Below are 22,704 nucleotides of genomic sequence, written 5' to 3'. Positions count from 1 at the left end.
TTCCCTTCGACAGCGGAGAGGGCTTCGGTGGTCAGCGGAGGAGGTCGAGCAGGTCGTCGAGGAGCACGACGGCGCCGACGGCGACCGAGGCCCCGAGCAGGCACAGCGCGGCGGCGGCCGGCGAGACGGCCGCGCCGGTCCCTGCGGACGCGCCCGCCCCGGCGGAGGTCATGACCACCCCGGCGGCCGCGCACGCGACGAGCACGCCGTTGCGCGCCACGTCACGGAGGCCGATCGGCTCGTCCGACCCGCCGAAGCACCGGCAGGGTCCGGCCGCGCCCCGCCGCAGGGCTCTCGCCAGGATGACGGCGAAGCCGAGGAGCAGGGCCCCCGCGAGGACGAGGCCGGCGGTGGCGTCGCCGTCGAGACCGGGCGCCGCCAGCAGGACGACGGTTCCGGCCTCGACGGCGACGACGACCACGGCGGCCGGCGCGACGAGGGGCGTGGGAAGGCCGCCGAGTCGCCGTACCGCCGTGGTGAACTCGCCGAAAGCCCGCCGCGTGCGCAGCTTCGTGAGGACGGAGACCAGGAAGACCCCCGCCAGCACGAGCCGGACGGTCAGCACGGCGTAGACCATGACGGCGTGGATCACGAACCTGTCAGCCGGCCTCAGCAGTACCCGATGTTCTGCCAGGCGCCGCTGCAGCTGCTGCGGAAGTACGTGATGCACAGGAAGCCGGTGGGGTTGGGGTAGCAGTCCTTGTAGCGGTTGCAGCCGCCCGTAGGCCAGTACTCGACACACCGGTCCGCCTTGGCCTCGGCGGCGGGAAGGAGCCGCTCGAGCATCCGGTCTCCCAGACGGTTCAGCGTCCGCATCATGTGTGTTGCTCCCTTCGGAGGGGGTTCGCGGGCGTGGTAGGCCGCCCGCCCTGTGAGGATGCGCGGTGCGACCTGCGCCGCGGTCGCGGCCGGCCGGGCCCGGGCGCAGGCACCGCGCAGGCGCGGCGCAACCGGCGCGCAACCGGATCCGGGCAGAGTCGGCGGCGTGCCGGATCCGCGGGCGTGCGGGGCCGGCCGTACGGGATCCGGCCCGGCCGGGGGGGGGCCGGGACCGGCTGACGGGGTCCGGAGGGTGGCCATGCGACATCTCGTTACTCCGCTGCCGGCCTCGGCAGCGGTCGCCGGGCCGCTGGTCGCCGGGCTGCTGGTCGCCGGGGTCGTGGCCGGATTGTTCGCCCGGCGTCGCTTCGTCGTCGTCCGGGTGTCCGGGACGAGCATGGTCCCGGCATACCGGCCGGGAGACCGGGTGCTCGTACGGCGCGGCGGGCGCACGGCCCTGCGGCGCGGCCAGGTCGTGGTCTTCCGGCACGGCTCCCGCGACGGCACGGGCCCCGGCTCGCCCGACGGCACCGGCCCAGGCACGCGCGACGGCGCGAGCCCCGGCTCAGGCGACGGCACGGGCCCAGGCTCGGCCCACGGGTCGGGCTCCCCTTTCCCCGGCGACACGAACGCCGGCCCGAACGGCGGGCGCTCGCCGTACGGCGGGGCGGCGACGGAGGTGGCGCGGCTGGGCGGGACGTCGTGGCTGATCAAGCGGATCGCCGCGGTGCCGGGTGACAGGGTGCCCGACCAGGTGCTAGCGGGTGTGCGTGCCGCGGCGGGAGACCTGGTCCCGGCCGGACGACTGGTGGTCCTCGGCGACGGCCCCGCCAGCATGGACTCCCGGCGCTGGGGTTACCTGCGGACCGACGAGGTGCTCGGTGTGGTCATCCGCAGCCTGTCCCGCTGATCGGGCCGCCCGGGACGGCGGAGGCCACGTGTTCCGGCAGGCCGCGTTCCGCCGCCTCGGCCACGGCGAGCAACGCGCCGAGGACACGGGCGATCACCTCCTCCCGGTCGCCGCCGGTCTCCTCCAGTTCGGCGCGTTCCCGGGCGTAGGCCCGCACGAAGTCGTGGAAGCGGTAGCGGAACCGGCCGCCGGCGTCGTCGGCCGCGCAGCTCAGCAACTGGGCGTCGACGAGCAGGTCGGCGTACGCCTCGGCCTCGCGTACCGGGACGTCGAGGGCCGCCGCGAGCACCCACGCGGCGAACTCAGGGACGTCGAGCAGGCCGAGCATCCGCAGCGCCCGCCTGGCGGGCGTGCCGAGCACGCGGTAGTCGGCGTCGAGTCTCGCGCGCACCGACAGGTCGCCCGCGACGAGTTCGTCCAGGCGCCGCCGCTCCTCCCCCAGGCGGTCGGCCAGGTGTTCGGGACTCCAGTGCTCGCGCTGCGCGAGCCGTTCCCCGGCGATCCGCACCGCCAGGGGCAGGTGGCCGCAGAGGCGGACGATCTCGGCCACGACCGCGGGCCGGGCCGCGACCCGCTCCGGTCCGGCGATCCGCCCGAGCAGCGCCGCCGCGGACGCCGGGCCGAGCGCGTCGACGCGTACGGCGCGGGCGCTCAGCCCGGCCGGCCTGCGCCTGCTGGTCACCAGCACGGCGCAGCCCGGGCCGCCCGGCAGGAGCGGCCTGACCTGCTCCTCGCTCGCGGCGTCGTCCAGCACCACCAGTACGCGGCGGTCGGCCAGGACGGCGCGGAACAGCCGCCCGCGCTCCTCCAGCCCGTCCGGCAACGCCCGCGCGGCCACGCCGAGGGCGGTCAGGAGACGCGCCAGCGCATCGGCCGGGTCGGCCGGCCGCGGGCGGGTCCCGTGCAGGTCGACGTAGAGCCGGCCGTGGGCGAACACCTCCCCCAGGCTGTGGGCGACGTGGACGGCCAGCGTCGTCTTGCCGGCGCCCGCCCTGCCGTACAGCGCCACGACCGGTGTCGCGGGCGGGTCCTGCGCACCGGTGAGACACTGCCGCAGCGAATCGGCCAGCTCGTGACGTCCGGTGAAGTCCCCGATGTCCGGGGGCAGATGGCACGGCGCGGCCACCACGGGCCCGGCGTCCTCCGCACCGGCCTGGTCCGCCGTGTCTGTGCGGAGGGCGTACGGGAACCCCGCGCTCTCCCCGTACGGCTCCTCCTCGGGCCCGAGGAGCAGTGCGGCGACCGAGCCGGGCGCACCGCCGTGATCGCCGCAGTGATAATTACGGCGATCACGGCTGTCATCGCCGGTGTCGCCCCGCAGGACCGCCTCGTGCACCCGCCGCAGCGTGTGGCCGGGTTCCACGCCGAGTTCCTCTCCGAGCATGGTGCGCACCCGCTGGTAGACCCGTAACGCCTCGGCCTGCCGCCCGGCCTGGCAGAGGGCCAGCATGAGGCAGGCGTGCAGCCGTTCCCGGTACGGATGCAGCGCGGCCATCTCGGTCAGGCCGGTGACCAGTTCCGCGTGGCGGCCGCACGCCAGGTCGGCCACGGCCAGTTCCTCGCAGGTCAGCAGCCGCTCCTCCTCCAGCCGCCGCGCCTCGTCCGCCACGAGCGCCCCGTCTCCGGCGTCGGCGAAGGCGGGCCCCCGCCACAGGCCGAGCGCCCGCCGGAACAACGCGCCCGCCTTCGCCGGGTCCCCGTTCCTCCTGGCGGCCCGTCCGGCCGCCGTCAGCTCCCGGAACCGCAGCGCGTCGAGTTCGGACTCCGAGACGGCGGCGGCGTAACCACCGGGGCCGTGGACGACGCGGTCGCGATCGCCCATCGCCTGCCGGAGCCGCAGCACGTAGATCTGCAGCGTCTTGTGCGCGCTGCGCGGCGGATCGTCGTCCCAGAGCGCCTCGACCAGCGCCGGCACCGCCACCGGCCTGCCCGGCGTGCACAGCAGGGTCGCGAGCAGGCGGCGCAGCATGGCCGCGCCCAGCCGCACGGGAACTCCGTCACGGCTCACCCGCAGCGGCCCGAGAACGTCGAACTCGAACACCATCACCCCCGTGATTTCGGCCGTCGCGATCGGCGAGGCCCCCGGCGTGCTCCTCCCGTCCCTCCCGCCCTCCCCGGCGCCTCCGGAGCCCCCGGCGGCTCCAGAGCCCGGTGGCTGTCAGCGCTGCCCCCGTCGCGAGCGCCGACCCGGTGCGTCTCCGCGCCCTGTCAGGACCGGTGAGGCCCCTCCAGCCAACCAGCGGCGGCGGTACGGGGGGCAGGCGCTCGACCGGCGGTTGACCGGCGGTTAGGCTGCCGTCCGCGCGAACGTGATCGAATACCGTGGGCCGACGGAAGGGAATCGATGTTCGGCGACATGCTGCGTGACCTGCGGATCCGGGCGATGCTCACGCAGGAGGAGCTGGCCGCGCTGTCCGGCGTCAGCGAGCGGCAGATCCGGGAGATCGAGTCGGGCCGGGTCCCGGTGCCCCGCGCCGGCACCGTCCGGATGCTCGCCGGCGCGCTGAACCTGTCCCCGGACGACCGGGCTGCCTTCCAGCTCGCCGCACAGGGGGACGCCGGGCGGCCTCCGGCGCCGGAGCAGCTGCCCGCCGACGTCGACGGCTTCACCGGCCGGGCCGAGGCGCTGCGCGCGCTGGACGCGGCCACGTCCGCGGTGGTCGCCGTCTCCGGTCCTGCCGGGGTGGGCAAGACCTCCCTCGCCGTGCACTGGTCCCATCTGGCCGCGCCGCGCTTCCCGGACGGCCGGCTGTACGTGGACCTGCGTGGCTTCTCCCGCCACGACGCCATGGAGCCGGCGGAGGTGGTCCGCGGGTTCCTCGACGCGCTCGGGGTGCCGCTCGACCGCGTTCCGTCCGGCCTCACGGCACAGGTGGCGCTCTACCGCAGCCATACGGCCGGGCGCGCCCTGCTCGTCGTGCTCGACAACGCCCGCGACGCCGAGCAGGTCCTGCCCCTGCTGCCGGCCGGACCCGCCGCCCGTACGATCGTCACCAGCCGCCGGCGGCTCACCGCCCTGGTGGCGGAGACCGGCGCCACGGCGCTGACGCTCGACGTCCCGGACCTGCCGGAGGCGGTCGAACTGCTCGGCCGCCGCCTCGGCCCGGGCACGACACGGACCCGGCGCGGCGACGCGGTGGCCGCGATCGCGGCCGCGTGCGGACGGCTCCCGCTGGCGCTGGCCCTGGTCGGGGCGCGGGCGCAGCTGACCGGGTTCCCGCCCGATGCGATCGCCACGGAGCTGCGCAATCCCCGTGGACGGATCGCGGCGCTGGAGATCGACGTCGTCTTCTCCTGGTCCTACGACGCGCTCAGCCGGGACGCCGCACGGCTGTTCCGGCTGCTCGGGCTCGTCGCGGGCGCCGACATCGCGCTCGCGTCCGCCGCCGCGCTGGCCGGCCGGGCGCTGCCCGAGGTCCGGCGCACGCTGGCCGAGCTGACCGACGCCAGCATGGTCGTGGAGCACGCGCCCGGCCGCTACCGGATGCACGACCTGCTGCACGCGTACGCCGCCGAACGCGTCCGGGCCGAGGAGTCCGAGGCCGCGCGGCAGGAGGCGCTGACCCGGCTGCTCGACCATTACACGCACACCGCGTACCACGCCGAACTCGTGCTGAACCCGGTGCGCGCGCCCATTCCGATGGCCCTCGGCGCGCCCGTGGACGGCGCCGAGCCGAAGCCGGTGCTCGACCTCGCGGCCGCCGTGCGGTGGCTGAAGGCCGAGTACGCCGTGCTGCTGACCACGCTGCGGCAGGCCGAGGATGAGGGAATGCACCGGCACGCCTGGCAGCTGAGCTGGGCGCTGGACACGTTCCTGAACGACGAGCGGCGCTGGCACGACGAGGGGGCGGCGTGGGCGGTGGCGCTGCGCGCGGCCACCGCCATGACCGACCGGCCGGCGGCGGCGCACGCGCACCGCTTCCTGAGCGCCGTGCACGGCAGGCTCGACCGGTTCGAGGAGGCGCACGCCCACATGCGGGAGGCGCTCCGGCTGAGCCTCGCCGCCGGAGACCGGGCGGGCGAGGCCGAGAACCGCTTCGTGCTGTCCTACGTCTACTGGCTGCAGGGCGACGGCGAGCACGCGCTCGACCAGGCCGGGCGGTCGTTGTCGCTCTTCACCGAGATCGACGACCCCTACTGGGCGGGCAAGGCCGCCCTCGCCGTGGGCTGGTACCTGTCGGAGCTCGGCTCCCTCCAGGACGCCCTGCCCTACCACCTGCAGGCGCTGGAGCTGCAGCGGCGGGCCGGTGACCGGCCGAACGAGCTGGTCACTATCGACACGCTGGGCCTGCTCCACCAGCGGCTCGGCGACCCGATGAGCGCGATCCCGCTCTTCCGCCGCGGCCTGCTGCTGGCCGGCCCGACGGACCACCCGGCCCTGCGGGCCCAGCTGCTCGGACACCTCGGTGACGCGAGCGAGGCCGTCGGCGACCCGGAGACGGCCCGCGAGCACTGGCGGGAGGCGTACGAGATCTTCCGTGATCTCGGCCACCCCCACGCCGCCGACCTGCGCCGCAAGCTCCAGGCGTAGCGCCTGACCGGGGTCAGGCCTCGCGCTTGGGGATGATCCGCTTGACCGCCACCGCGGCCGACACCAGCGTGAACAGGCCCAGGGCGATCCAGAGCGCGTTCCAGCCCATGAACGGGGCGGTCAGCGCCGCACCGCCGAAGCCCGCCGCCACGCCCCCGATGGGTGGGTTGTTGTACATGTTCACCATTTCCTTTCCCGACGCCACGCGGCGTCCCAGAAGGCTTTCGCCTGTGCGATCTGCAGAAACACATCGAAGATCATCTCGACGAACAGCAGGCCGGCGACGGCCATCTGCCCGCCGCCCCTGCTCCGGACGGTGACGATCCGCTCGATCATGAAGACGCCCGTCACCGCCACCCAGAGCGGATGGAAGTCGAGCGTGCCCGTGACGGCGATCGACCAGGCCGTGGCGCCGAGGTACGCGAAGATCACGACGATCCCGACCAGCGACAGGAGCTGGCGGCCCCAGTAGGGCAACGTGACCCGTGTCCAGCCGTAGTCGGTGAGGTTCTCCAGCGCGCCCCGCTTCCACCGCAGGCGCTGTTTGAACAGGTCCTTCCAGGTCTCCATGACCTCGGTGGTGAGCGTGCACTCGGCGGGACACAGGATGCGGAACCGCAGGTGCAGCAGCGCCAGGGTGAGCTCGTTGTCCTCGGTGAGGACGCGCACGTCGTACACCTGGTCGCGACCGGGGAGGCGTCCGGCGCGGCGGGCCCTGACGACCTCCTTGAGGGCGAGCGCGCGGAAGAGCGTCGCCGTCCCGGTGAGCACCAGCGCCTTTCCGTGCAGCCTCCGCACGTCCCGGGCGTAGCGCGCGTACTCGTTGCGCTGGAACATGCCCACCAGCCCGCCGCCCGGCTTGCCGGTGAAGGTGCCGCCCACCGCGGCCAGCCTGCCGGTGGCGAGCCGGAGCACGGCGTGGTGGACGAAACCGGGATCGAGCGCCGAGTCCGCGTCCATGACCAGCACGGCGTCCCGCGACCCCATCAGAGGAAGCAGCACTTCGAGCACCTGGTTGAGCGCGCCCGCCTTCTTGTGGCGGTTGCCGACCGTCCTGATGACCTCGGCGCCGTGCGCCTGCGCGATGTCCGCGGTCCTGTCCGTGCAGTTGTCCGCGATCACGATGATCCGGTTGGGCCTGCGCCGCTGGGCGTGCAGCGAGGTGATCGTCTCCGCGATCTGGTCCTCTTCGTCGTGGGCCGGGACCAGCACGGTGACGCGCATGCGCGCGTGGTCGACCTCCGGGAGGTCCCGCCTGCCGTCCGCGCCCTTGGCGGCCCGGTGGCGGCCCGGGCCGGCCCGCTCGCGATCGAGGATCGCGGGGACGTGATCAGGTTGCGGCGGCCTGCGCAGAGTTTCTGACTGAACCACTAAAAAACCGTCCAGATCTTTGCAAGCTGCCACATAACCGTTTACTGCTCCCATGAGCGTACACGAGTGACTCAGGGGACTGAATTACATGAAAGCGACATATGATGTGACGGTAGCTTTCGATCAGAAGCGGTGATCAATTGGGCAGGCCCGCCGCCGTCCTCGCCGGCCTGACCGCGGCCCTCGCCGCCGTCACCGCCGTCGTGGTCGTCACCGGCCGCACCGGCGGCCGCCCGGCGGCTCCGCCCACCCCTCCCGCCGCCGTCTCCACCCCGCCGGCGCACCCGAAGGCCACGGCACGCGCGCTGCCCGCGTCACCGCCGGTGCTGCTGGAGATCCCGGAGATCGGCGTGCGCACCACGCTGATGACGCTGGGCAAGAACCCGGACGGCACGCTGGAGGTCCCGCCTCTCTCCCGGGTCGGCGAGGCGGGCTGGTACCGCCTCGGCCCGTCGCCGGGCGCGCGTGGTCCCGCCGTCATCGCCGGTCACGTCGACTCGGAGAAGGGGCCAGGGGTCTTCTTCCGCCTGGGGGAGCTGCGCCCGGGCGACATGGTGAAGATCTCCAGGAAGGACGGCAGCCGGGTGACCTTCGAGGTGGACTCCCTGGAGAGGGTGCCGAAGGACCGCTTCCCCACCCGCAAGGTCTACGGCATGGTGAGGTTCCCCGGCCTGCGCCTCATCACCTGCGGCGGAACCTTCGACTCCGCCTCCGGGCACTACCGCGACAACGTCATCGTCTACGCCCACCTCGTCTCCGGCCGCCGGCTCCTCCGTTAGCTCCTCCGCCGTCTAGTCCAGCCAGATCACGTTGCCGGTGAAGCCGGTGAGCACGGCGGCGACACCGGCCCGGACGGCACGCCCCGCGCGCTCGGGAGTGAAGCTGGCCGAGTCGTACGTCGAGGACATGCCGAGTCCCTCGCCGCGGAACGACGCACCGGCCCAGTCGGCGGCGGTGACGTTCGCCGTAGGCTCGGCCAGCTCGGCGCCGACCACCAGGAACTGCTGGTCGAGGTGGTTGGGCGTGACGAGGGCCAGGGGATCGACGAGGTCGTCGCCGGCGCTGACGACGAGGTCGGGCTTCAGCTCGATCGCCCTGCTGATGCTCGGGACGAAGTCGGCCGGCTTCGCGGCCGTGATGGTCCTCAGGCTGACCCGCTCCTCCTCGGCCCACTCCGTCACGGCGTTCACCAGCGTCCGGGTCCGGCGGTCCGCTCCCGCGGTGAGCAGCACCACGCGGTAGCCGTCCGACGGCCGGACCCCGTTCCACGAGCCGGGCCGGGGCGTGATCGTCGCCTCCGGCGCGGGCGAGGAGGCGGGGAGGAACCCCGGGCCCGGGGTGCCGACGGCGGTGGCCTTCGCGTGCGGCCGGGACCAGTCGTCACCGGAGCCGCATCCACCGGCCAGCAGGGCGGTCGCGACCGCCGCGGCCAGTGTGCCGGCAGGCAGAAGCCGAGAGCGCATGGGGATCGTCCTCCGGAGGCGCGGGAAGTGCGCCTACTTCCTATCTCATCGCCTGCGTCCTTTCCGACCTCAAGCGTCCTTCACCGGGATTGGTTCGTCATCGGTTCATTCACGAGATATCGGTCGTTCATCCGGATCGGCCAGATTTCGTACGCCAAGCCCGAAAAGGAGTAATATGCCCCCCGCCGCGCGGCGTCGCGTCTGTTCCGTCATCGCCGCCGTAGCCGTGGCCGTCCTGTCCGGTGTCCTGCCCGCTGTGCTCGGATCCGTCCCGGCTCTCGCCCACGGGTTCACCTCGACGGCCTACGTCCATCTCGCGTCGCCCCGGACCGGCCATGTCCGCGCCGAGCTCCAGCTGGAGTACGACCTGCTCGTCGTCTCCGCCGCCGACTCCGGGAAGGACGACCCGCTCTTCAAGGAGGGCACCGCCGCGTTCGAGGGCGGTGACGCGGCCGAGCAGGCCGCCGCGCTCGACGGGCACGCCGGCTCGGTCGTCGCGTACGTGACCGAGCGCTTCGGCGTCACGGCCGGGGGCACGGCGTGCGCCCCGGCCCGGGACGGCGGCTTCACCATCGGGCGACGCGAGGGCGTCCCGTACGCGCGGCTGGTCCTCGACTACCGGTGCCCGGAGTCCGCCGGCGCGCACGAGGTGCGCAGCGGGCTGTTCCCGGGCTCCGAGGGCTACGTGCGCGACAGCAAGACGATCGTCACCTACGACCTCGACCTGAGGTCCGGAAGCACGGCTCTCGACTCCCAGCATCGGTCGTTCTCCACAGAAGAGTCCTGGGCCGAGCGGTTCTGGCAGTTCTTCCGGCTCGGAGCCGAGCACCTGCTCGGCGGAGTCGACCACATCCTCTTCCTGCTGGCGCTCATCGCGGGATCGCGCCGCCTGCGCGAGATCGTGCTCGCGGCGACGACCTTCACGCTGGCCCACTCGGTGACCTTCGTCCTCGCGGCCCTCGGCCTCGTACAGGCGCCCGCGTCGTTCGTCGAGCCCGTCATCGCCCTGTCGATCGCGGTCGTCGCCGGGTGGCACCTGTGGCGCGTCTGGCGGCGCCGATCGCACGCCACAGATCTTGAAACTGCAGGGCACGGTCGCCTCGGCCTGGACCGCGCGGGCCTGGCGCGGCTCGCGGTGGTCTTCTGCTTCGGCCTCGTGCACGGGCTGGGCTTCGCCGCGGCGCTGGGGATCGACCAGGCCTGGTCGTGGACGCTCCTGTGGTCGCTGCTCGTCTTCAACGTGGGCATCGAGGTCGTCCAGCTCGCGATCATCGTCGCCGTCTTCCCGCTGCTCGCCCTGCTGCGGCACCGCCGGCCGGTCGCGGGGCTGTGGACGACCGGGGCGATCGCGGCGGGGGTGTCCGCGATGGGCCTGGTGTGGTTCGTGCAACGCGTGCTCGGAGTCTGAGCCGGAATCCGAGATCGCATCACAACTTCCGGCAGGCGCAACGGCCCGCCCGCCCGATGTTCACTTTCGCGACACCAAACCCCGAAAGCGTGCAAATCGCTCCAATTCCCCATAAATGGATGGAAAGTAATGAAGTTCGACAACGGGACCAAGGGCTCCGGCCAGGTGCTGCGGCGGGTGGCCGTCAGCGCCGGCGCGGCGGCTCTCAGCGCCACCGCCGTGTTCGGCGGCGGCCTGACGACCGCCGCCCACGCCGACAGCGCGACGCTCACCGGCGTCGTCCTCGGCGTCGGCGCCGACGAGACGCAGCGCGTCGTGTCGTGGTACTCCTCGACCGGCACCCCGCAGGTGGTGCAGGTCGCGCCGACGTCCAAGCTCGTCGAGGGCCAGTTCCCCGCGAACGCCGTGACCTTCTCCGCCACCGTCACCGCGAACAGCGTCAACGGCGGCTACAACGCGCACGCCACGATCGACAGCCTGAAGCAGAACACCGAGTACTCCTACCGGGTCGGCGCCGAGGGAAGCTGGTCCCCGGCGTACTCCTTCACGACGCAGGACTTCAACGGCAACAACCTCGACTTCCTGTTCTTCGGCGACCCGCAGATCGGCTCGTCCGGCAACGTGGCGAAGGACGGCGCCGGCTGGGCGGACACCCTGGACGTCGCCCTCGCCGCCAACCCGAAGGCCGAACTGCTGGTCTCCGGCGGCGACCAGGTCGAGACCGCCAACACCGAGACGCAGTGGAACGCGTTCCTCGCGTCCGACAAGCTGCGCCAGTACCCCTGGGCCGCCACCATCGGCAACCACGACGTCGGCGGCAAGGCGTACGAGCAGCACTTCTGGACGCCGAACACCGACCGGTCCGCGCCGTACTACAACGGCAGCGCGACGACCCGGTCGGGCGGCGACTACTGGTTCAAGTACAAGAACATCCTGTTCATCGACATCAACAGCAACGCGTACGCCAGCGGCTCCGACGCCGCGCACATCGCCTACATCACCGATGTCGTCAACAGGCACGGCGCCGGCGTCAAGCACACGGTGCTCGTCTACCACCACGCGATCTACTCGCCGGCCAGCCACGCGAACGACGGCGACAACAAGGTGCGCCGCCAGGACTTCCCGACGGCCTTCTCGAAGCTCGGCGTCGACCTGGTCCTGCAGGGTCACGACCACAGCTACTCCCGCAGCTACGTGATCAAGAACGGGCAGAAGGCGAACAAGGACGAGCAGCCCGGCGCCGCCCAGGTGTCCAAGGGCCCCGGCGGCGTCATCTACGTGACGGCCAACTCGGCGTCGGGTTCGAAGTACTACGACCTCACCGCTCCGGACACCACCAAGGACCCGAACTACGGTCCCGACCCGCTGAACCCCAAGAGCCACTGGGCCAACTCGGTCGAGAACCAGGAGCACGTCCGCACCTACGTGCGGGTCCAGGTGCGCGGGAACAAGCTCGTCGTCGAGAACATCCGCAGCGGCACCTGCGCCGCCCCCAACGCCGCGGTGGAGCTGGGCCAGGAGTCCTGGTGCGGCCCGGACAGCGGCGCCACCGCCGCTCAGCCGGTCGGCTCCACCGTCGACAAGGTCGTGATCCACACGAACGAAGGCAAGGCCGGGGAGGACACGCCGGCGGCGGCCGAGTCCGGCTGGCTGCAGTAGCCGACCGGCGGTGACGCGCGGCCGGTCACGACGAGCTGATCGGCCCGCTCGGCCCGGTGGGGCGGGCGCCGTCCGGCGCCCGCCCCACCACACGTCCTCCCTCCCTCCGCTCCCCGACCCACCCGAGGACCATTCGCATGTACTCCCCCGGACCGCGTACGACCACGGCGGCCGACACCCTCGCCCGCGCCGTTCTCGCCCGGGCCGTCGTCGTGGCGCTGCTCGCCGCGATCGGTCTCCTCGCAGCGGGGGCGGGACCCGCCGCTGCGGCGGACGGCGAGGGCTCCTGGACGGTGCGGACGGCTTCCAACGACTTCGGGTCCGACCGGCGCAACTACGCCTACACCCTCGACCCCGGAGGGCGGATCGAGGACGGTCTCGTGGTCGTCAACCACGGCACGACGCCGCTCCACCTCGCCGTGTACGCCGCGGACGCGTTCACCACCGGACAGGGCGGGCTCGACCTCGCCGGCGAGGACGCGACGCCCGCCGGGGTGGGCGCGTGGGTCCACCCCGCCCGGCCCGACGTGACGGTCCCGCCCGGAGGGTCGGCCGAGGTGCCGTTCACGGTCGCCCTGCCGGACGACGCCGCACCCGGCGAGTACATGGGCGGCGTCGTGACCGGCCCACCCCGGTCCGGCGAGGCGGACGGGCGGCGTCTCGGCATCCGGATCCGCCTCCGCGTGGGCGGGGAGCTCAGACCGAGCCTGTCGGTGGAGGGTCTGCACGTCGGCTACTCCGGCACGCCCGATCCGTTCGGGAAGGGCGACGCCACCGTCACGTACACGATCCGCAACACCGGCAACGCCATCCTCACCGCGCGGCAGGAGGTGTCCACCTCCGGCCCCTTCGGGCGCTTCGGCGTCCGCGCGGGGCGGATCGCCGACTCGCCCCCGCTGCTGCCGGGCGAGACCTGGAAGGTCTCGGTGCCGATGCGCGGAGTGGCTCCCGCACTGATGCTGACGGGGACGGTCACCCTCGTCCCGCTGCTCGCCGACGCGTCGGGCTCGGTCGCCCCACTGGCCGCCGTCGAGAGCACCACGAACGCCTGGGCCGTCCCCTGGGCCACGCTGCTCGTCCTCGTCGTCCTCGGCGGGCTCGTCGTCACGGCTCTGACCGTTCCGGCCGCGGGGCGGCGGGTCACTCGTCGGGCAGCAGATATCGCCAGGAGAGCACGAACACCTTCCCCGAAGCGGTCTTGAAGATCGGCCGGCCGTGGTCCAGCCCGGCGGGAACGGCCCTGGCGAGCGCGCTCGCCGCCTCGCCGTCCAGGTCCTTCCGCCAGACCGGGTCGGCCGGGCCGTCGGGCTCGGGGACCTTCGCGGGCCACCGGGCCGGCTTGCCCTCCACCGAGTCGACCCCTTCGGCCACCATCCGTACGCGCGGGGCGGTGTAGGCGGTGCCCTCCGTGCCGGCGCGGGCCGCCAGACTCTCCATCAGCTTCTTCGCGTCCATGAGTTCCCTGGGGTAGAACTCCGCGACCTGTTCCAGGGCCTCGGCCCGGACCTCCCGCATCTTCCCGTCCTTCCCCCGTACGGCGAGGACGGTGGTCGGCACGTCCGCCACCGACGGCGCGCCCGGGCTCGGCCGGGCCGTCGGCGGCTGCCCGGTCAGATACCTCTCCATCGCCGCGACCGTCCCGCCGGTCTCGGCGTCGGTGAGCCTCAGTTGCCTGCTCGCGTCCGCGACCACCAGGCCGTCGCCGTACAGCACCACCCGGGGCGGACGCAGCACGTTCGCGGTCGGGGTCACGAATCCGCCTTCGGCGCCCCACAGGGCGACCGGCGTGGCCGGCCCGTCGCCGGCGGGGGCCGCCGTTGTGGCCGACGTCGCCTCTCCACACGCCGCTGCCAGCGACAACACCGCCACGAGCAGGATCGTTCGCAATCTCATGCCCCAGAAACGTACGTCCCCTCCGGTGGGTTCACCAGCACCGACCGCCGGTCGCCGCTCCGGTTCGTTCCGCCGTGGCGATCGGGTGAGAGACCGGTGTGTTCCGCGGCGAAGGCGAGGATGTCCGCGGTCAGGGCGCGTTCCTTGCTCGCGGGAGAGGCGGCGTGGGCGGTGCCGGGGTCCCGGCGCATGAGGATCGGCCGGTCGCCGCCGGTGGCGTGCTGGAGCGCCGCGCACATCTTGGTGACGTGGGCCTCTCCGGTCTGCAGATCGGTCACCGCGCCGGTGAGCAGGAACGCGGGATAGGAGGTTCCGGGCGTGACGTGGTGATAGGGGGAGTATTCCAGCAGCCATGGAAGCTGCTCCGGGTCGGTGGCGGTGCCGAACTCCTCGGTCCACGTGCGTCCCAGGCCGAAGCGTTCGTACCGCGCCATGTCGCACAGCGGGCCCTCGGCGACGACCGCGGCGTACAGGTCCGGCCGCCGGACGGCGGCGGCGGTGACCAGCAGCCCGCCCGCGGACTGGCCGTAGCTGGCCAGCCGATCGCGGGTCGTCACGCCGGTGCCGGTCAGCCAGGCCGCGGCGTCGTTGAAGTCGCCGATCGCGCGGTGCTTGTGCGGCCCGCGACCGGCGTCGTGCCACCGCTGCCCTTCCTCACCGCCTCCGCGTACGCAGGCGACGGCGTAGATCCCTCCGGCGGCGACCCATGCCGCCGCGGCCGGGAAGAACCACGGGCGCATCGGCATGCCGAAGCTGCCGTAGCCGTACAGGAGGGTGGGACGGGGGCCTTCCAGTCGCCCCGCCGGGGTGAACAGGAACAGCGGGATCTCGGTGCCGTCGCCGGCCCGGTAGCGGACGACCCGGCTGCGGATCTCCGGGGTACGGCCGGCCGTCGCGCCCGCCTCGTGTTCGACCGTCCCCGTGACGCCGTCGTAGCGGTAGACGGCGGGAGGCGTGGTCGCGTCGCAGTAGCCGAACCACGCCCGACGCCCGTGCGGAAGGGCCATACGCAGGGACGACACGACGCCCGCGCCGGGCAGGGGCAGGTCGGTGAGCGGCCGGCCGGTGCCGAGGTCGTGCAGCGTCAGGGTGGACGTGCCGTGCCGGGCGCGAGCCACCAGCAGCAGGGGCCGCGCGAGCTCCGGGTCGTCCAGCACCACGCACTCGTCCAGGGGCGCCTCGGGGTCTTCGGCCACCAGGTCGCGCCATGCGGCCGGATCGGTGTCGTGCCGCGCGTCCGGGCCGGTGTCGGGCCGGCGGGCGACGCAGACGCGGCCGCACGGGGCCTGGTGGTCGGTCACCAGCAGGAGATCGCCGTCCGGGAGGAAGCGTGGGAGGACGCGGGCGCCCAGGGCGTCACCGTCCACGAACCTGACGAAGCGCGGAGCCTCCGGATCGGTGAGGTCGGCCACGTACACGTCGTTCCGCGGGGCGGGCCCGGCCGTCGCGGTGATCGCCATGAAACGGCCGTCGGCGCTGATCGTGAGGCCGTAGTAGTGGTCGGGGGCGTCCTCGCCGCCGAACACCACCGTGTCCCGCCGGTCGGGGGTGCCGATCCGGTGGAGGCGCACCCGCCGATGCAGGCGCGTGTCGCCCGGGGCGAGGTCCTCGTCGGGCACCCGGCTGACGTAGTAGAACGCGTCCCCTCCCGGCAGCCACGCGAGCGAGGTGTTGCGGGCGCGCGGCAACGGGCCGTCCACCGTCTCGCCGGTACGCGCGTCCAGCACCACGATGTCGCTGCCGGGCTGTTCGGCGACCTCCATCTGGACGGCCACGCGTTCGCCCTCCCGGGACGGCCACCAGGCGTGCAGCCCGGTCTGCCCGGACGGGTCGATCCGCACGGGATCGACCAGCACCCGCCTGTTCCCCTCGGCGTCGACGACGAGAAGGCGCCGCTGCTCGTCCCCTCGGGGCCACTCGGTCAGGAACAGGAACGGACCGCGCGCCAGCGGAGGCTCCGAGACGCCGTAGGACGACACCTGGTCCACCAGAGCCGCCCACGACCGCCTGTCACGCCATCCGGCGCGGCAGGTCCGGAAGAGACGGTCCTGGGCCTCGGCCCATTCCCGTACACGCGGGTCGTCGCCGTTCTCCAGCCATCGGTAGGGATCGGACACCGGAATTCCGAACAGGTCCTCCACGATGTCGCCGCGAAATGCGGCGGGATAGCACAAGCGCGCCATGAAACGCCCCCCGGAATGCGCCGACCCGCCTGCCGTCGATCGAGGCACTGCGGCCTCTGCGCACCGCAGCACCTCGACTCGCTGAATCGCTCAGCTGTGACTCGTCTCGGCTATCACTCACCGCGGAGAATGTCCGCCTGCCAGCCGCGTACGCCGCCGACACGGGTAGCCGGAGTCGAATCGCGGTACGGCAAGAATCCGTTCATGTCAGCCTCCCGGAACTGGGCGACACCCCCGAAAAGGGGCGATTCGCCGACAACCGTCCCCGGGCCTGCGATCGATAAACACCGGTGTGTTTTCCGGGGGCGCGCCGCCAAAATTCCGTACAAGAAAAAGAGGGCGCCGAGGAATGTGGGGTGGATGCCACTCTCGATCGAAAGTAATTCAACTCCTTTCCGGATAGATCCAAGGGAAGGGGTCGCCGAAGACATCGCAGCCCTCCGGAAGTGGGAGCTCGACGCGGCTCACCGGCGGTGAGCGACGCCCGAGGGTGCGGCTCCCAGCCCGCTACTACACCTCCCGGGAGATGGGCTCCTGCAGTTCCGTCACCCAGGTGGCCGGATCGCCGCAGCCGTACGACAGGTACACCTCCCGGGCGAAGCCGGAACTGCGGTAGCCGTTCTCCTCGATCCACTGGGCGAGCCGCTGGGTCGTGAGGTCCGCCTGGTCCATGGTGCCGTGGTGGATGACGGTGGCCGCCTGCTCGATCGCGGGCAGGTCCACGATGTCGAAGTCGTAGGCGCCGCCCGGCTCCGCGTTCACCGGGGCTCCCGCGTGCACCCGCACCCCCTCGGGGACCTGCTCGTAGTAGGCGACCGTCGGGCCGGTGACGGCCAGGCCCGCCTCGCAGATCCGCCGGCACAGCTCGTCGTACAGCGGCTGGATCACGGGGCTGATCTTCTCGGACTCGTAGCTCTCCGCGATGCCGCTCAGCTCGGCGAGACGGACCGCGGGAACACTCTTGACGACGACGTCCACGGACATGAGACCCTCCGTTTCGATCAATCGGAGCCTCGCCTCGACCCTGGCCAGCCGCATGCTCTCGTCGGCCAGCCGCGCCGCCAGTTCGGCCCGGCGAAGCCGCAGCATGCCGTGCAGTTCCTCCGGGCCGACCTTCTGCTCAAGGATCCGCCCCACCTGTTCGAGTGTCAGGCCGAGATCCTTGAGCGCGATCAGGCGGTTGAGCCGGGACAGCTGCCCCGCCTCGTAGTAGCGGTAGCCGGTGGCGTGGTCGACCCTCGCGGGCCGGAGCAGTCCGAGCGCGTCGTAGTGCCGCAGCATACGCACGGACACTCGGCCGAGGCGGGCGAAATCTCCGATACTGAACATGACGCCTCCGGTCTACGACCTCACACGGTGTCAGGGTCAACCCTGCCCCAGCGGGCAGAGCCAGGCGCTCGCCGGGGAGAGCTCCCGCGCGTGGCTTGTGGCCCGCCAGCCCTCCGGGTACGGTCTCGAACATGTCCTCGCCGCGTAAGTCCTAGCCGTCCAGCTTCGGCACGCGGGTGGAGTCTGCCCTTTTCCGGCGTCTCCCTGTGACCACTTTCCTTTCAGCACGCGATCTCCGAACCGCGTGCTGCCCGCGTGTCTGTCGAGCCCCTGACGGCGCGCCACGCCGGCGCATTCATCGACAGGACTTCACGTGCCCCACCTCCCATCGCCGCCGCGGAACCTCTGGCGGCAGCAAGACTTCCGGCTACTGCTCGGCGGGCGACTGGTCTCACAGCTGGGTGACCAGCTGCAGTTCCTCGCTCTGCCCCTCCTCGTCGTGGCCCTGACCGGTTCGCCGGCCCAGGCCGGCATCGTGCTCGGCCTCCAGACCGTCGTCCACCTCGTCTTCGGGCTTGTGGCCGGCGCCCTGGCCGACCGCTGGGACCGCAAGACCACGATGGTCTCGTGTGAGATCGGCCGTGGGGTGCTGACCGCCACCGTCCCCATCGCCGCCGCATGCGGAGTGCTGGGCATGCCGCATCTGTACGCCATCGCGGTCCTGAACGGTGTGCTCAGCACCCTGTTCGGGGCGGCGAACAGTTCGGCGCTGCCGAACATCGTCACCGGAGCCGACCTGCCCAGCGCACTCGGAGCGATCGGGGCGACCTCCAACGCGCTTCGGATCCTCGGCGCCGCCGGAGCGGGCATCGCCTACACCCTGGATCGAATGGTCCCGTTCACCGTCAACGCCGTCTCGTTCCTGGCGTCGGCCGCGGCCCTGCGGGCCATGCGTGCGGACTTCCAGCAGGAACGAGCCACGGCCACGGTGTCGCCGCGTGAACTTCTAGCGGACATCGGGCACGGCCTGTCCTGGCTGTGGCGCAAGCCGGTGATTCGAACACTGGCCCTGCTCGACGCGGGTGACGGCCTGCGCTATGGCGCCGGCTATCTCCTGATCATCATGCTTGCCCAGCACCTGCACGCGAACCCCACGCAGGTCGGCGTCATCTTCACCGGCGCGGCGATCGGCGCTCTTCTCGGGAGTCTGCTGGCTCCCGCGCTCACCCGCCGATTCCCACTCGGAGCACTGTCCATCACCATGTTGTGGGTCGAGGCGTCGGCCTTCCCCTTCTACGCGTTGGTGCCGACGTGGTGGCTGCTTCTGGTCGTGGCCTTCACCGAGTCGGTGGTCTCGCCGATCTACAACGTCGCCCTCGACTCCTACCGGCTCAGCGTCACCCCTGACGCTCTACGTGGCCGGGTCACCAGTGCGATCGACACCCTCACCGGCGGGGCCGCCGCCATTGGAACCATGGTGAGTGGCGCCTTGATCGCTTTGTTCGGGGCGCCGACCCTGACCATCGTCCTCGCGGGATGGCTCACGTTCCTCGCCCTCGCCGCGACGTCGAGCAGAACGGTCCGTACGGCCACGGCGACGGACTGAGGGTTCACGTGTCAGGGAGTGCAGACCTGCTGGTAGTTCAACTCCGCTCCGACGTGTTCGCGCCATTCCTGCTGGGTGAGCGGGCGCCCCGCTCGTTCGCACACGGCGGGGACGGCCTTCGCGGGGTCGGCCGGCAGATCCTGGGACGCGCCGTCGTGTCCCACCACGCGAAGGAGCGCGCCGTCGGCCGTGAAGGCGAGCGCGGGCATGGGCCCGTCCATCACGCTCGAATCGAACCCGCCGGTGGTCACCGTCCAGCTACCGCCGAGCCGGCGGCCCGCGACCGTGTCGAACATTGTCACCCTGGTGTCGTGGGCGACGGCCAGGATTCGCCCGTCGGGGGAGAACGTGACCCCCAGCACGTCTCCCGGCACCCTGAACACCTGACCGGTCGTACGCCAGGAGCGGGTGTCCCACAGGGCCACCGCCCTGCTCCCGTACGGCGAGGCGGCCAGCGGGCCCCTCGGCGCGAACGTCATCCACCTCCTCGCGAGCGTGCCGGGGCCTTCGGCCGGGTCGAGCACCTTACGGGCGACGAGGTCGATGACGTCGGCGCCGCCCTGGTCGGCGGTCACGAGGTATCTGCTGTCGGAACTGAAGGACAGGGCGCCTCCCGCGACGTCGCCGAACCGCATGACCTGCTCGCGTCGCGCGAGGTCGACGATGACGACGGTGCCCTGGCCGTAGTAGTCGTTGGGCAGGGCGTGGCTGACGGCGAGCAGGCGGCCGTCGGGGCTGATCCGCATGTCCGACCTGTCGTGCTCCTGGGTCAGGGGCACCTCGCCCAGCCTGCGCCCGGACGCCGCGTCCCAGATCGTGGGACCGGCCAGGCCGTCGGGGTGCAGAGTGACCACGGTGCGCCCGTCGGGACCGACCCGCATGATCAGTCCCTTCCTGCCGGCCCCGATACGTCCGGTCTGGCGGAAGCCGGGCACCGACCATCGCCGTACGGTGTCGCCGGTCAGGGCGAACAACGCGTCTCCCGATGCGGTGAACTGCGCCTGCCGAGCGTCGGGAGGCAGGACGCGCCGGGGACCGGTCAGCCGGCCGACGTCGTAGGCGGTCACCCGTCCGGCGTCGTCCAGGATGCTCAGCGTGCGGTTTCCGGAGTCGAGCCGCGGGGATCCGACGATCTCGGAGGCGACGGTGAGCCGGATGATCGGGGCCGCGTCCTCAAGCCGCCACAGCGTGATATGTCCACCCGCGGAGTCGTCGTAGGTGATCAGGAAGCGGCCGTCCGGGCCGAAGACGGCGTCGGTGGAGAGCCCGGGGAGGACGCGCCGATCCCACCTGCCGGTGGACAGGTTCCAGAGCCTCGTCCCGGTGCCCTGCACGGCGGCCAGCGCGCCGTCGGGGCTGAGGGCGAGCACGGCCCTCGCCCGGCCGGGCGGAAGTCGCTTGCCCACCGGCGTTCCCCCGCCGGGGAACGTCCGCAGCGCTCCGTCGACGACGCCGAATCCGTCGCCCGGTCCGAGCAGTGCGCCGCCAAGGTATCCGTACCGCTTCTCCGGCTTTTCCGGCGCCCGCCGCGCCACGTTCCACAGCGCGGTGTACGGCCCGCCGATGTTGTCCCGGACGACTATGTAGCCCCCGCCCGGGCTGAACTCCACGCTGTCCGGACGGCCGGCGTCGCCGATCATCTCCTTCGGCCCCCACCGGCCCCCGCCGAGCCGCCTGCCGGTCCGGAGGCTCCACAGCTCCATCGTCTTGCCCCGCGCGAGCGCCAGTGTGTCGCCGTCCGGGCCCAGCGCGGCGGTGGCGGGCGCCTCGCCGATCCCGGCGAAGGTCCTGACCGGCCGTCCGGTCGCCACGTCGTAGGCGGTGACCCGGCCGGCGCCGGCACTGACCAGCGTCCGCCCGTCGGGGCTCAGGGTGCGTCCCTCGTTGGCCGGGGCGGGATCCGTGAAGACCGACCGCTCCCGCTGGGCGAGTGAGCTCAGCACCGCCGATCCGGCCTCGGGGACCGGCGCGATGCGGTAGGCGGCCACGCTGAGCAGCATCGCCTTCACCGGGTCGGCCTCGCGCAGCGCGTCCGCCTGCAGCGCCACCCGCCGGGCCGTGGCCCGCGCCCGCTCGTCGGCCAGGCGGTTGCCGGTCTCGTCGGTCCTGACCGACTGCTGGCAGGCGAAGGCGCCGGCCGTGAGCGAGGTGACCAGCAGGACCGCGAGGCCCGTGGTGGTGAGGCGGCGCCGCCTCGTCCGCCGCACCGACCCGGACCTGCTCGCCTCGACGAACGTCCGCTCCGTGGTGTTGAGGGTCAGGTTAGTGGCGGCGGTCCATTCCAGCGCCTGACGCAGGGCGGTGCCGTGGAGGAGGTCCTCCGGGCGGCGGCCGTTCCGCGCCCACCGCCGGGCGGCTTCGCCCAGCTCGCGGTGGCGGCCGAGCGCGTCGCGGTCGCCGGTCACCCATTCGCGCAGCCTGGGCCAGGCGTACAGCAGAGCGGCGTTGCGCAGCGCGACCGTGTCCCCCTGCCGGCGTACCACCTCGGCCTGCTCGAACGCGGCGAGCACCGGCTCGGCGTGCCGTACCTCGATCAGCTCGTCCAAGGCGGCGCTGCGCGGCGTTTCGTCGTGGTCGCGGACGTCCACCAGCCGCAGCAGCAGATCCCGCGCCGCCTGACGCTCGGACGGCGTCAGCCCGGCGTAGCACCGCTCGGCCACCGCGCCCAACGCCGGCTCGTCGACCGGCCCCGCGCCGGGGGGCCGTACGTCGGCGGCGGCCCGGGCGCCCTCGGCCAGCGTCACCCGCCCGCCACCACTGCCACCACTGCCACCACTGAGCAGCGCCAGCAGCAGGCGCCGCGCGGACGGACGCGCGGACGGGTCCTTCGACAGCCCGGCCCGGACGAGTTCGCGCAGCCCTTCCGGCAGGACGTCGACGTCGGGGTCGTGGTTGAGCAGGCGGTTGACGACCGCGAACGTCGTCGGGGCGGTGAACGCGTCGCGTCCCGTCGCGGCGAACAGGACCACCGCGCCCCAGGCGAACACGTCCGCCGCCGGCTCCGCACGTCCTCCCGAGAACAGCTCCGGCGCCATGTACGTGGGCGTGCCGGCCAGCTCCCCCAGCGAGGTCAGCGACAGGCCCGCCGCCCGGGCGATGCCGAAGTCGATCACTCGTGGCCCGTCGGGGCCCAGCAGGACGTTCTCCGGCTTAAGGTCACGGTGCACCACGTCCGCCTGGTGGATGGCGGCCAGCGCGGTGGCCACGCCCAGCGCCAGCCGGTGCAGCCGGTCCCCCGAGAGCGGAGCCTCCTCCCGCACCGCCGTACGCAGGCTCGGGCCGGGGACGAACTCGGTGACGATGTAGGGGCGCTCGCCGTCGAGGTCGTGATCCAGGATCCGCGCCGTGCAGAACGACGCCACCTGCCGCGCCGCGGTGACCTCCCGGGTGAAGCGGCGGCGCAGGGGAGAGTCGCCGGACAGGTAGGCGTGCAGGACCTTGACCGCCACGCGGTTGGCCGCCTCGTCGTAGCCCTCGTAGACGACGCCCTGACCGCCCGAGCCGAGCCTGCTCGCCAGCCGGTAGGGGCCCAGCCTCTCCGGGTCCCCCGGGCGCAGCGCGTCTGCCGTCATGGTGCCTTAGACGGCGGATC

17 protein-coding genes are annotated in these 22,704 nt (G+C 72.7%); 7 read left to right on the top strand and 10 right to left on the bottom strand.

What is annotated here, in order from left to right; genetic code table 11:
- Positions 1–31: 31 nt before the first annotated feature.
- Together FED44_RS20475 and FED44_RS20470 are read right to left on the bottom strand one after the other, a co-directional pair.
- Positions 32–592: a MauE/DoxX family redox-associated membrane protein gene (locus FED44_RS20475; RefSeq protein ID WP_111699194.1), complete on the bottom strand. Its 561-nt coding sequence runs from the start codon at positions 590–592 to the stop codon at positions 32–34.
- A gap of 17 nt (positions 593–609) precedes the next feature.
- Positions 610–819: a hypothetical protein gene (locus FED44_RS20470; RefSeq protein WP_111699192.1), complete on the bottom strand. Its 210-nt coding sequence runs from the start codon at positions 817–819 to the stop codon at positions 610–612.
- Positions 820–1,078: 259 nt separating this feature from the next.
- Here FED44_RS20470 and FED44_RS20465 point away from each other — a divergent pair, with 259 nt between their 5' ends.
- Entirely contained in the window at positions 1,079–1,729 is a 651-nt protein-coding gene (locus tag FED44_RS20465) for a S26 family signal peptidase (protein ID WP_138461706.1), read from the top strand.
- Here FED44_RS20465 and FED44_RS20460 read toward each other — a convergent pair.
- A complete protein-coding gene (locus FED44_RS20460) occupies positions 1,707–3,773 on the bottom strand; it encodes an AfsR/SARP family transcriptional regulator (protein WP_138461705.1) in 2,067 nt (688 codons plus the stop codon). The genes FED44_RS20465 and FED44_RS20460 overlap by 23 nt on opposite strands.
- A gap of 300 nt (positions 3,774–4,073) precedes the next feature.
- On the opposite strand from FED44_RS20460, the gene FED44_RS20455 reads away from it, so the two are divergent.
- Complete coding sequence (locus FED44_RS20455; RefSeq protein ID WP_138461704.1) at positions 4,074–6,260, top strand: ATP-binding protein; 2,187 nt, start codon at positions 4,074–4,076, stop codon at positions 6,258–6,260.
- Between the two features lie 13 nt (positions 6,261–6,273).
- Here FED44_RS20455 and FED44_RS35895 read toward each other — a convergent pair whose 3' ends face one another.
- Positions 6,274–6,438: a hypothetical protein gene (locus tag FED44_RS35895; protein WP_165900532.1), complete on the bottom strand. Its 165-nt coding sequence runs from the start codon at positions 6,436–6,438 to the stop codon at positions 6,274–6,276.
- A gap of 2 nt (positions 6,439–6,440) precedes the next feature.
- A complete protein-coding gene (locus FED44_RS20450; RefSeq protein ID WP_208759086.1) occupies positions 6,441–7,631 on the bottom strand; it encodes a glycosyltransferase family 2 protein in 1,191 nt (396 codons plus the stop codon).
- A gap of 140 nt (positions 7,632–7,771) precedes the next feature.
- On the opposite strand from FED44_RS20450, the gene FED44_RS20445 reads away from it, so the two are divergent.
- On the top strand, positions 7,772–8,410 hold the full coding sequence (locus FED44_RS20445; RefSeq protein ID WP_244302101.1) for a class F sortase: 639 nt from the start codon (positions 7,772–7,774) through the stop codon (positions 8,408–8,410).
- 12 nt (positions 8,411–8,422) lie between these two features.
- Here FED44_RS20445 and FED44_RS20440 read toward each other — a convergent pair whose 3' ends face one another.
- The gene (locus FED44_RS20440) at positions 8,423–9,094 is read right to left on the bottom strand and encodes a type 1 periplasmic-binding domain-containing protein (RefSeq protein ID WP_138461702.1); all 672 of its coding nucleotides are present in this window, start codon (positions 9,092–9,094) and stop codon (positions 8,423–8,425) included.
- A 175-nt stretch (positions 9,095–9,269) separates the two neighbouring features.
- Between FED44_RS20440 and FED44_RS20435 the strand changes: the two genes are divergently transcribed.
- The 3 genes from FED44_RS20435 to FED44_RS38145 all read left to right on the top strand — a co-directional run bounded on the left by FED44_RS20435 (position 9,270) and on the right by FED44_RS38145 (position 13,363).
- Positions 9,270–10,502: a HupE/UreJ family protein gene (locus tag FED44_RS20435; RefSeq protein ID WP_138461701.1), complete on the top strand. Its 1,233-nt coding sequence runs from the start codon at positions 9,270–9,272 to the stop codon at positions 10,500–10,502.
- A gap of 129 nt (positions 10,503–10,631) precedes the next feature.
- The gene (locus FED44_RS20430; RefSeq protein ID WP_138461700.1) at positions 10,632–12,161 is read left to right on the top strand and encodes a purple acid phosphatase family protein; all 1,530 of its coding nucleotides are present in this window, start codon (positions 10,632–10,634) and stop codon (positions 12,159–12,161) included.
- A 137-nt stretch (positions 12,162–12,298) separates the two neighbouring features.
- Positions 12,299–13,363: a DUF916 domain-containing protein gene (locus FED44_RS38145; protein WP_138461699.1), complete on the top strand. Its 1,065-nt coding sequence runs from the start codon at positions 12,299–12,301 to the stop codon at positions 13,361–13,363.
- Here the strand turns inward: FED44_RS38145 and FED44_RS20420 are convergent.
- The 3 genes from FED44_RS20420 to FED44_RS20410 form a co-directional block, all read right to left on the bottom strand.
- Entirely contained in the window at positions 13,302–14,054 is a 753-nt protein-coding gene (locus tag FED44_RS20420; RefSeq protein WP_138461698.1) for a hypothetical protein, read from the bottom strand. The two genes, FED44_RS38145 and FED44_RS20420, sit on opposite strands and share 62 nt — an antisense overlap.
- The gene (locus tag FED44_RS20415; protein ID WP_138461697.1) at positions 14,051–16,237 is read right to left on the bottom strand and encodes a prolyl oligopeptidase family serine peptidase; all 2,187 of its coding nucleotides are present in this window, start codon (positions 16,235–16,237) and stop codon (positions 14,051–14,053) included. Before FED44_RS20415 ends, FED44_RS20420 begins: the two co-directional genes overlap by 4 nt.
- A gap of 510 nt (positions 16,238–16,747) precedes the next feature.
- Positions 16,748–17,566 carry a MerR family transcriptional regulator gene (locus tag FED44_RS20410; RefSeq protein ID WP_138461696.1) on the bottom strand — a complete coding sequence of 273 codons (819 nt, stop codon included), beginning with the start codon at positions 17,564–17,566 and terminating at the stop codon, positions 16,748–16,750.
- Positions 17,567–17,879: 313 nt separating this feature from the next.
- On the opposite strand from FED44_RS20410, the gene FED44_RS20405 reads away from it, so the two are divergent.
- On the top strand, positions 17,880–19,112 hold the full coding sequence (locus FED44_RS20405) for an MFS transporter (protein WP_138461695.1): 1,233 nt from the start codon (positions 17,880–17,882) through the stop codon (positions 19,110–19,112).
- An 11-nt stretch (positions 19,113–19,123) separates the two neighbouring features.
- On the opposite strand, the gene FED44_RS20400 is transcribed toward FED44_RS20405, so the two are convergent.
- On the bottom strand, positions 19,124–22,684 hold the full coding sequence (locus FED44_RS20400; RefSeq protein WP_138461694.1) for a WD40 repeat domain-containing serine/threonine protein kinase: 3,561 nt from the start codon (positions 22,682–22,684) through the stop codon (positions 19,124–19,126).
- Positions 22,685–22,704: the final 20 nt, after the last annotated feature.

It is taken from the genome of Microbispora triticiradicis (assembly GCF_005864065.1).
Lineage (GTDB): Bacteria > Actinomycetota > Actinomycetes > Streptosporangiales > Streptosporangiaceae > Microbispora > Microbispora triticiradicis.
This window is presented reverse-complemented; position numbering and strand designations above follow the sequence as displayed.

Excerpts from the sequence above, each read along its gene's own strand:
- FED44_RS20460 (WP_138461705.1), bottom strand. The coding sequence starts at position 3,773 with ATGGTGTTCGAGTTCGACGTTCTCGGGCCGCTGCGGGTGAGCCGTGAC.
- FED44_RS20465 (WP_138461706.1), top strand. The coding sequence starts at position 1,079 with ATGCGACATCTCGTTACTCCGCTGCCGGCCTCGGCAGCGGTCGCCGGG.
- FED44_RS20410 (WP_138461696.1), bottom strand. The coding sequence starts at position 17,566 with ATGTTCAGTATCGGAGATTTCGCCCGCCTCGGCCGAGTGTCCGTGCGT.
- FED44_RS20415 (WP_138461697.1), bottom strand. The coding sequence starts at position 16,237 with ATGGCGCGCTTGTGCTATCCCGCCGCATTTCGCGGCGACATCGTGGAG.
- FED44_RS20400 (WP_138461694.1), bottom strand. The coding sequence starts at position 22,684 with ATGACGGCAGACGCGCTGCGCCCGGGGGACCCGGAGAGGCTGGGCCCC.
- FED44_RS20440 (WP_138461702.1), bottom strand. The coding sequence starts at position 9,094 with ATGCGCTCTCGGCTTCTGCCTGCCGGCACACTGGCCGCGGCGGTCGCG.
- FED44_RS20435 (WP_138461701.1), top strand. The coding sequence starts at position 9,270 with ATGCCCCCCGCCGCGCGGCGTCGCGTCTGTTCCGTCATCGCCGCCGTA.
- FED44_RS20420 (WP_138461698.1), bottom strand. The coding sequence starts at position 14,054 with ATGAGATTGCGAACGATCCTGCTCGTGGCGGTGTTGTCGCTGGCAGCG.
- FED44_RS20470 (WP_111699192.1), bottom strand. The coding sequence starts at position 819 with ATGATGCGGACGCTGAACCGTCTGGGAGACCGGATGCTCGAGCGGCTC.
- FED44_RS35895 (WP_165900532.1), bottom strand. The coding sequence starts at position 6,438 with ATGTACAACAACCCACCCATCGGGGGCGTGGCGGCGGGCTTCGGCGGT.
- FED44_RS20455 (WP_138461704.1), top strand. The coding sequence starts at position 4,074 with ATGTTCGGCGACATGCTGCGTGACCTGCGGATCCGGGCGATGCTCACG.
- FED44_RS38145 (WP_138461699.1), top strand. The coding sequence starts at position 12,299 with ATGTACTCCCCCGGACCGCGTACGACCACGGCGGCCGACACCCTCGCC.
- FED44_RS20430 (WP_138461700.1), top strand. The coding sequence starts at position 10,632 with ATGAAGTTCGACAACGGGACCAAGGGCTCCGGCCAGGTGCTGCGGCGG.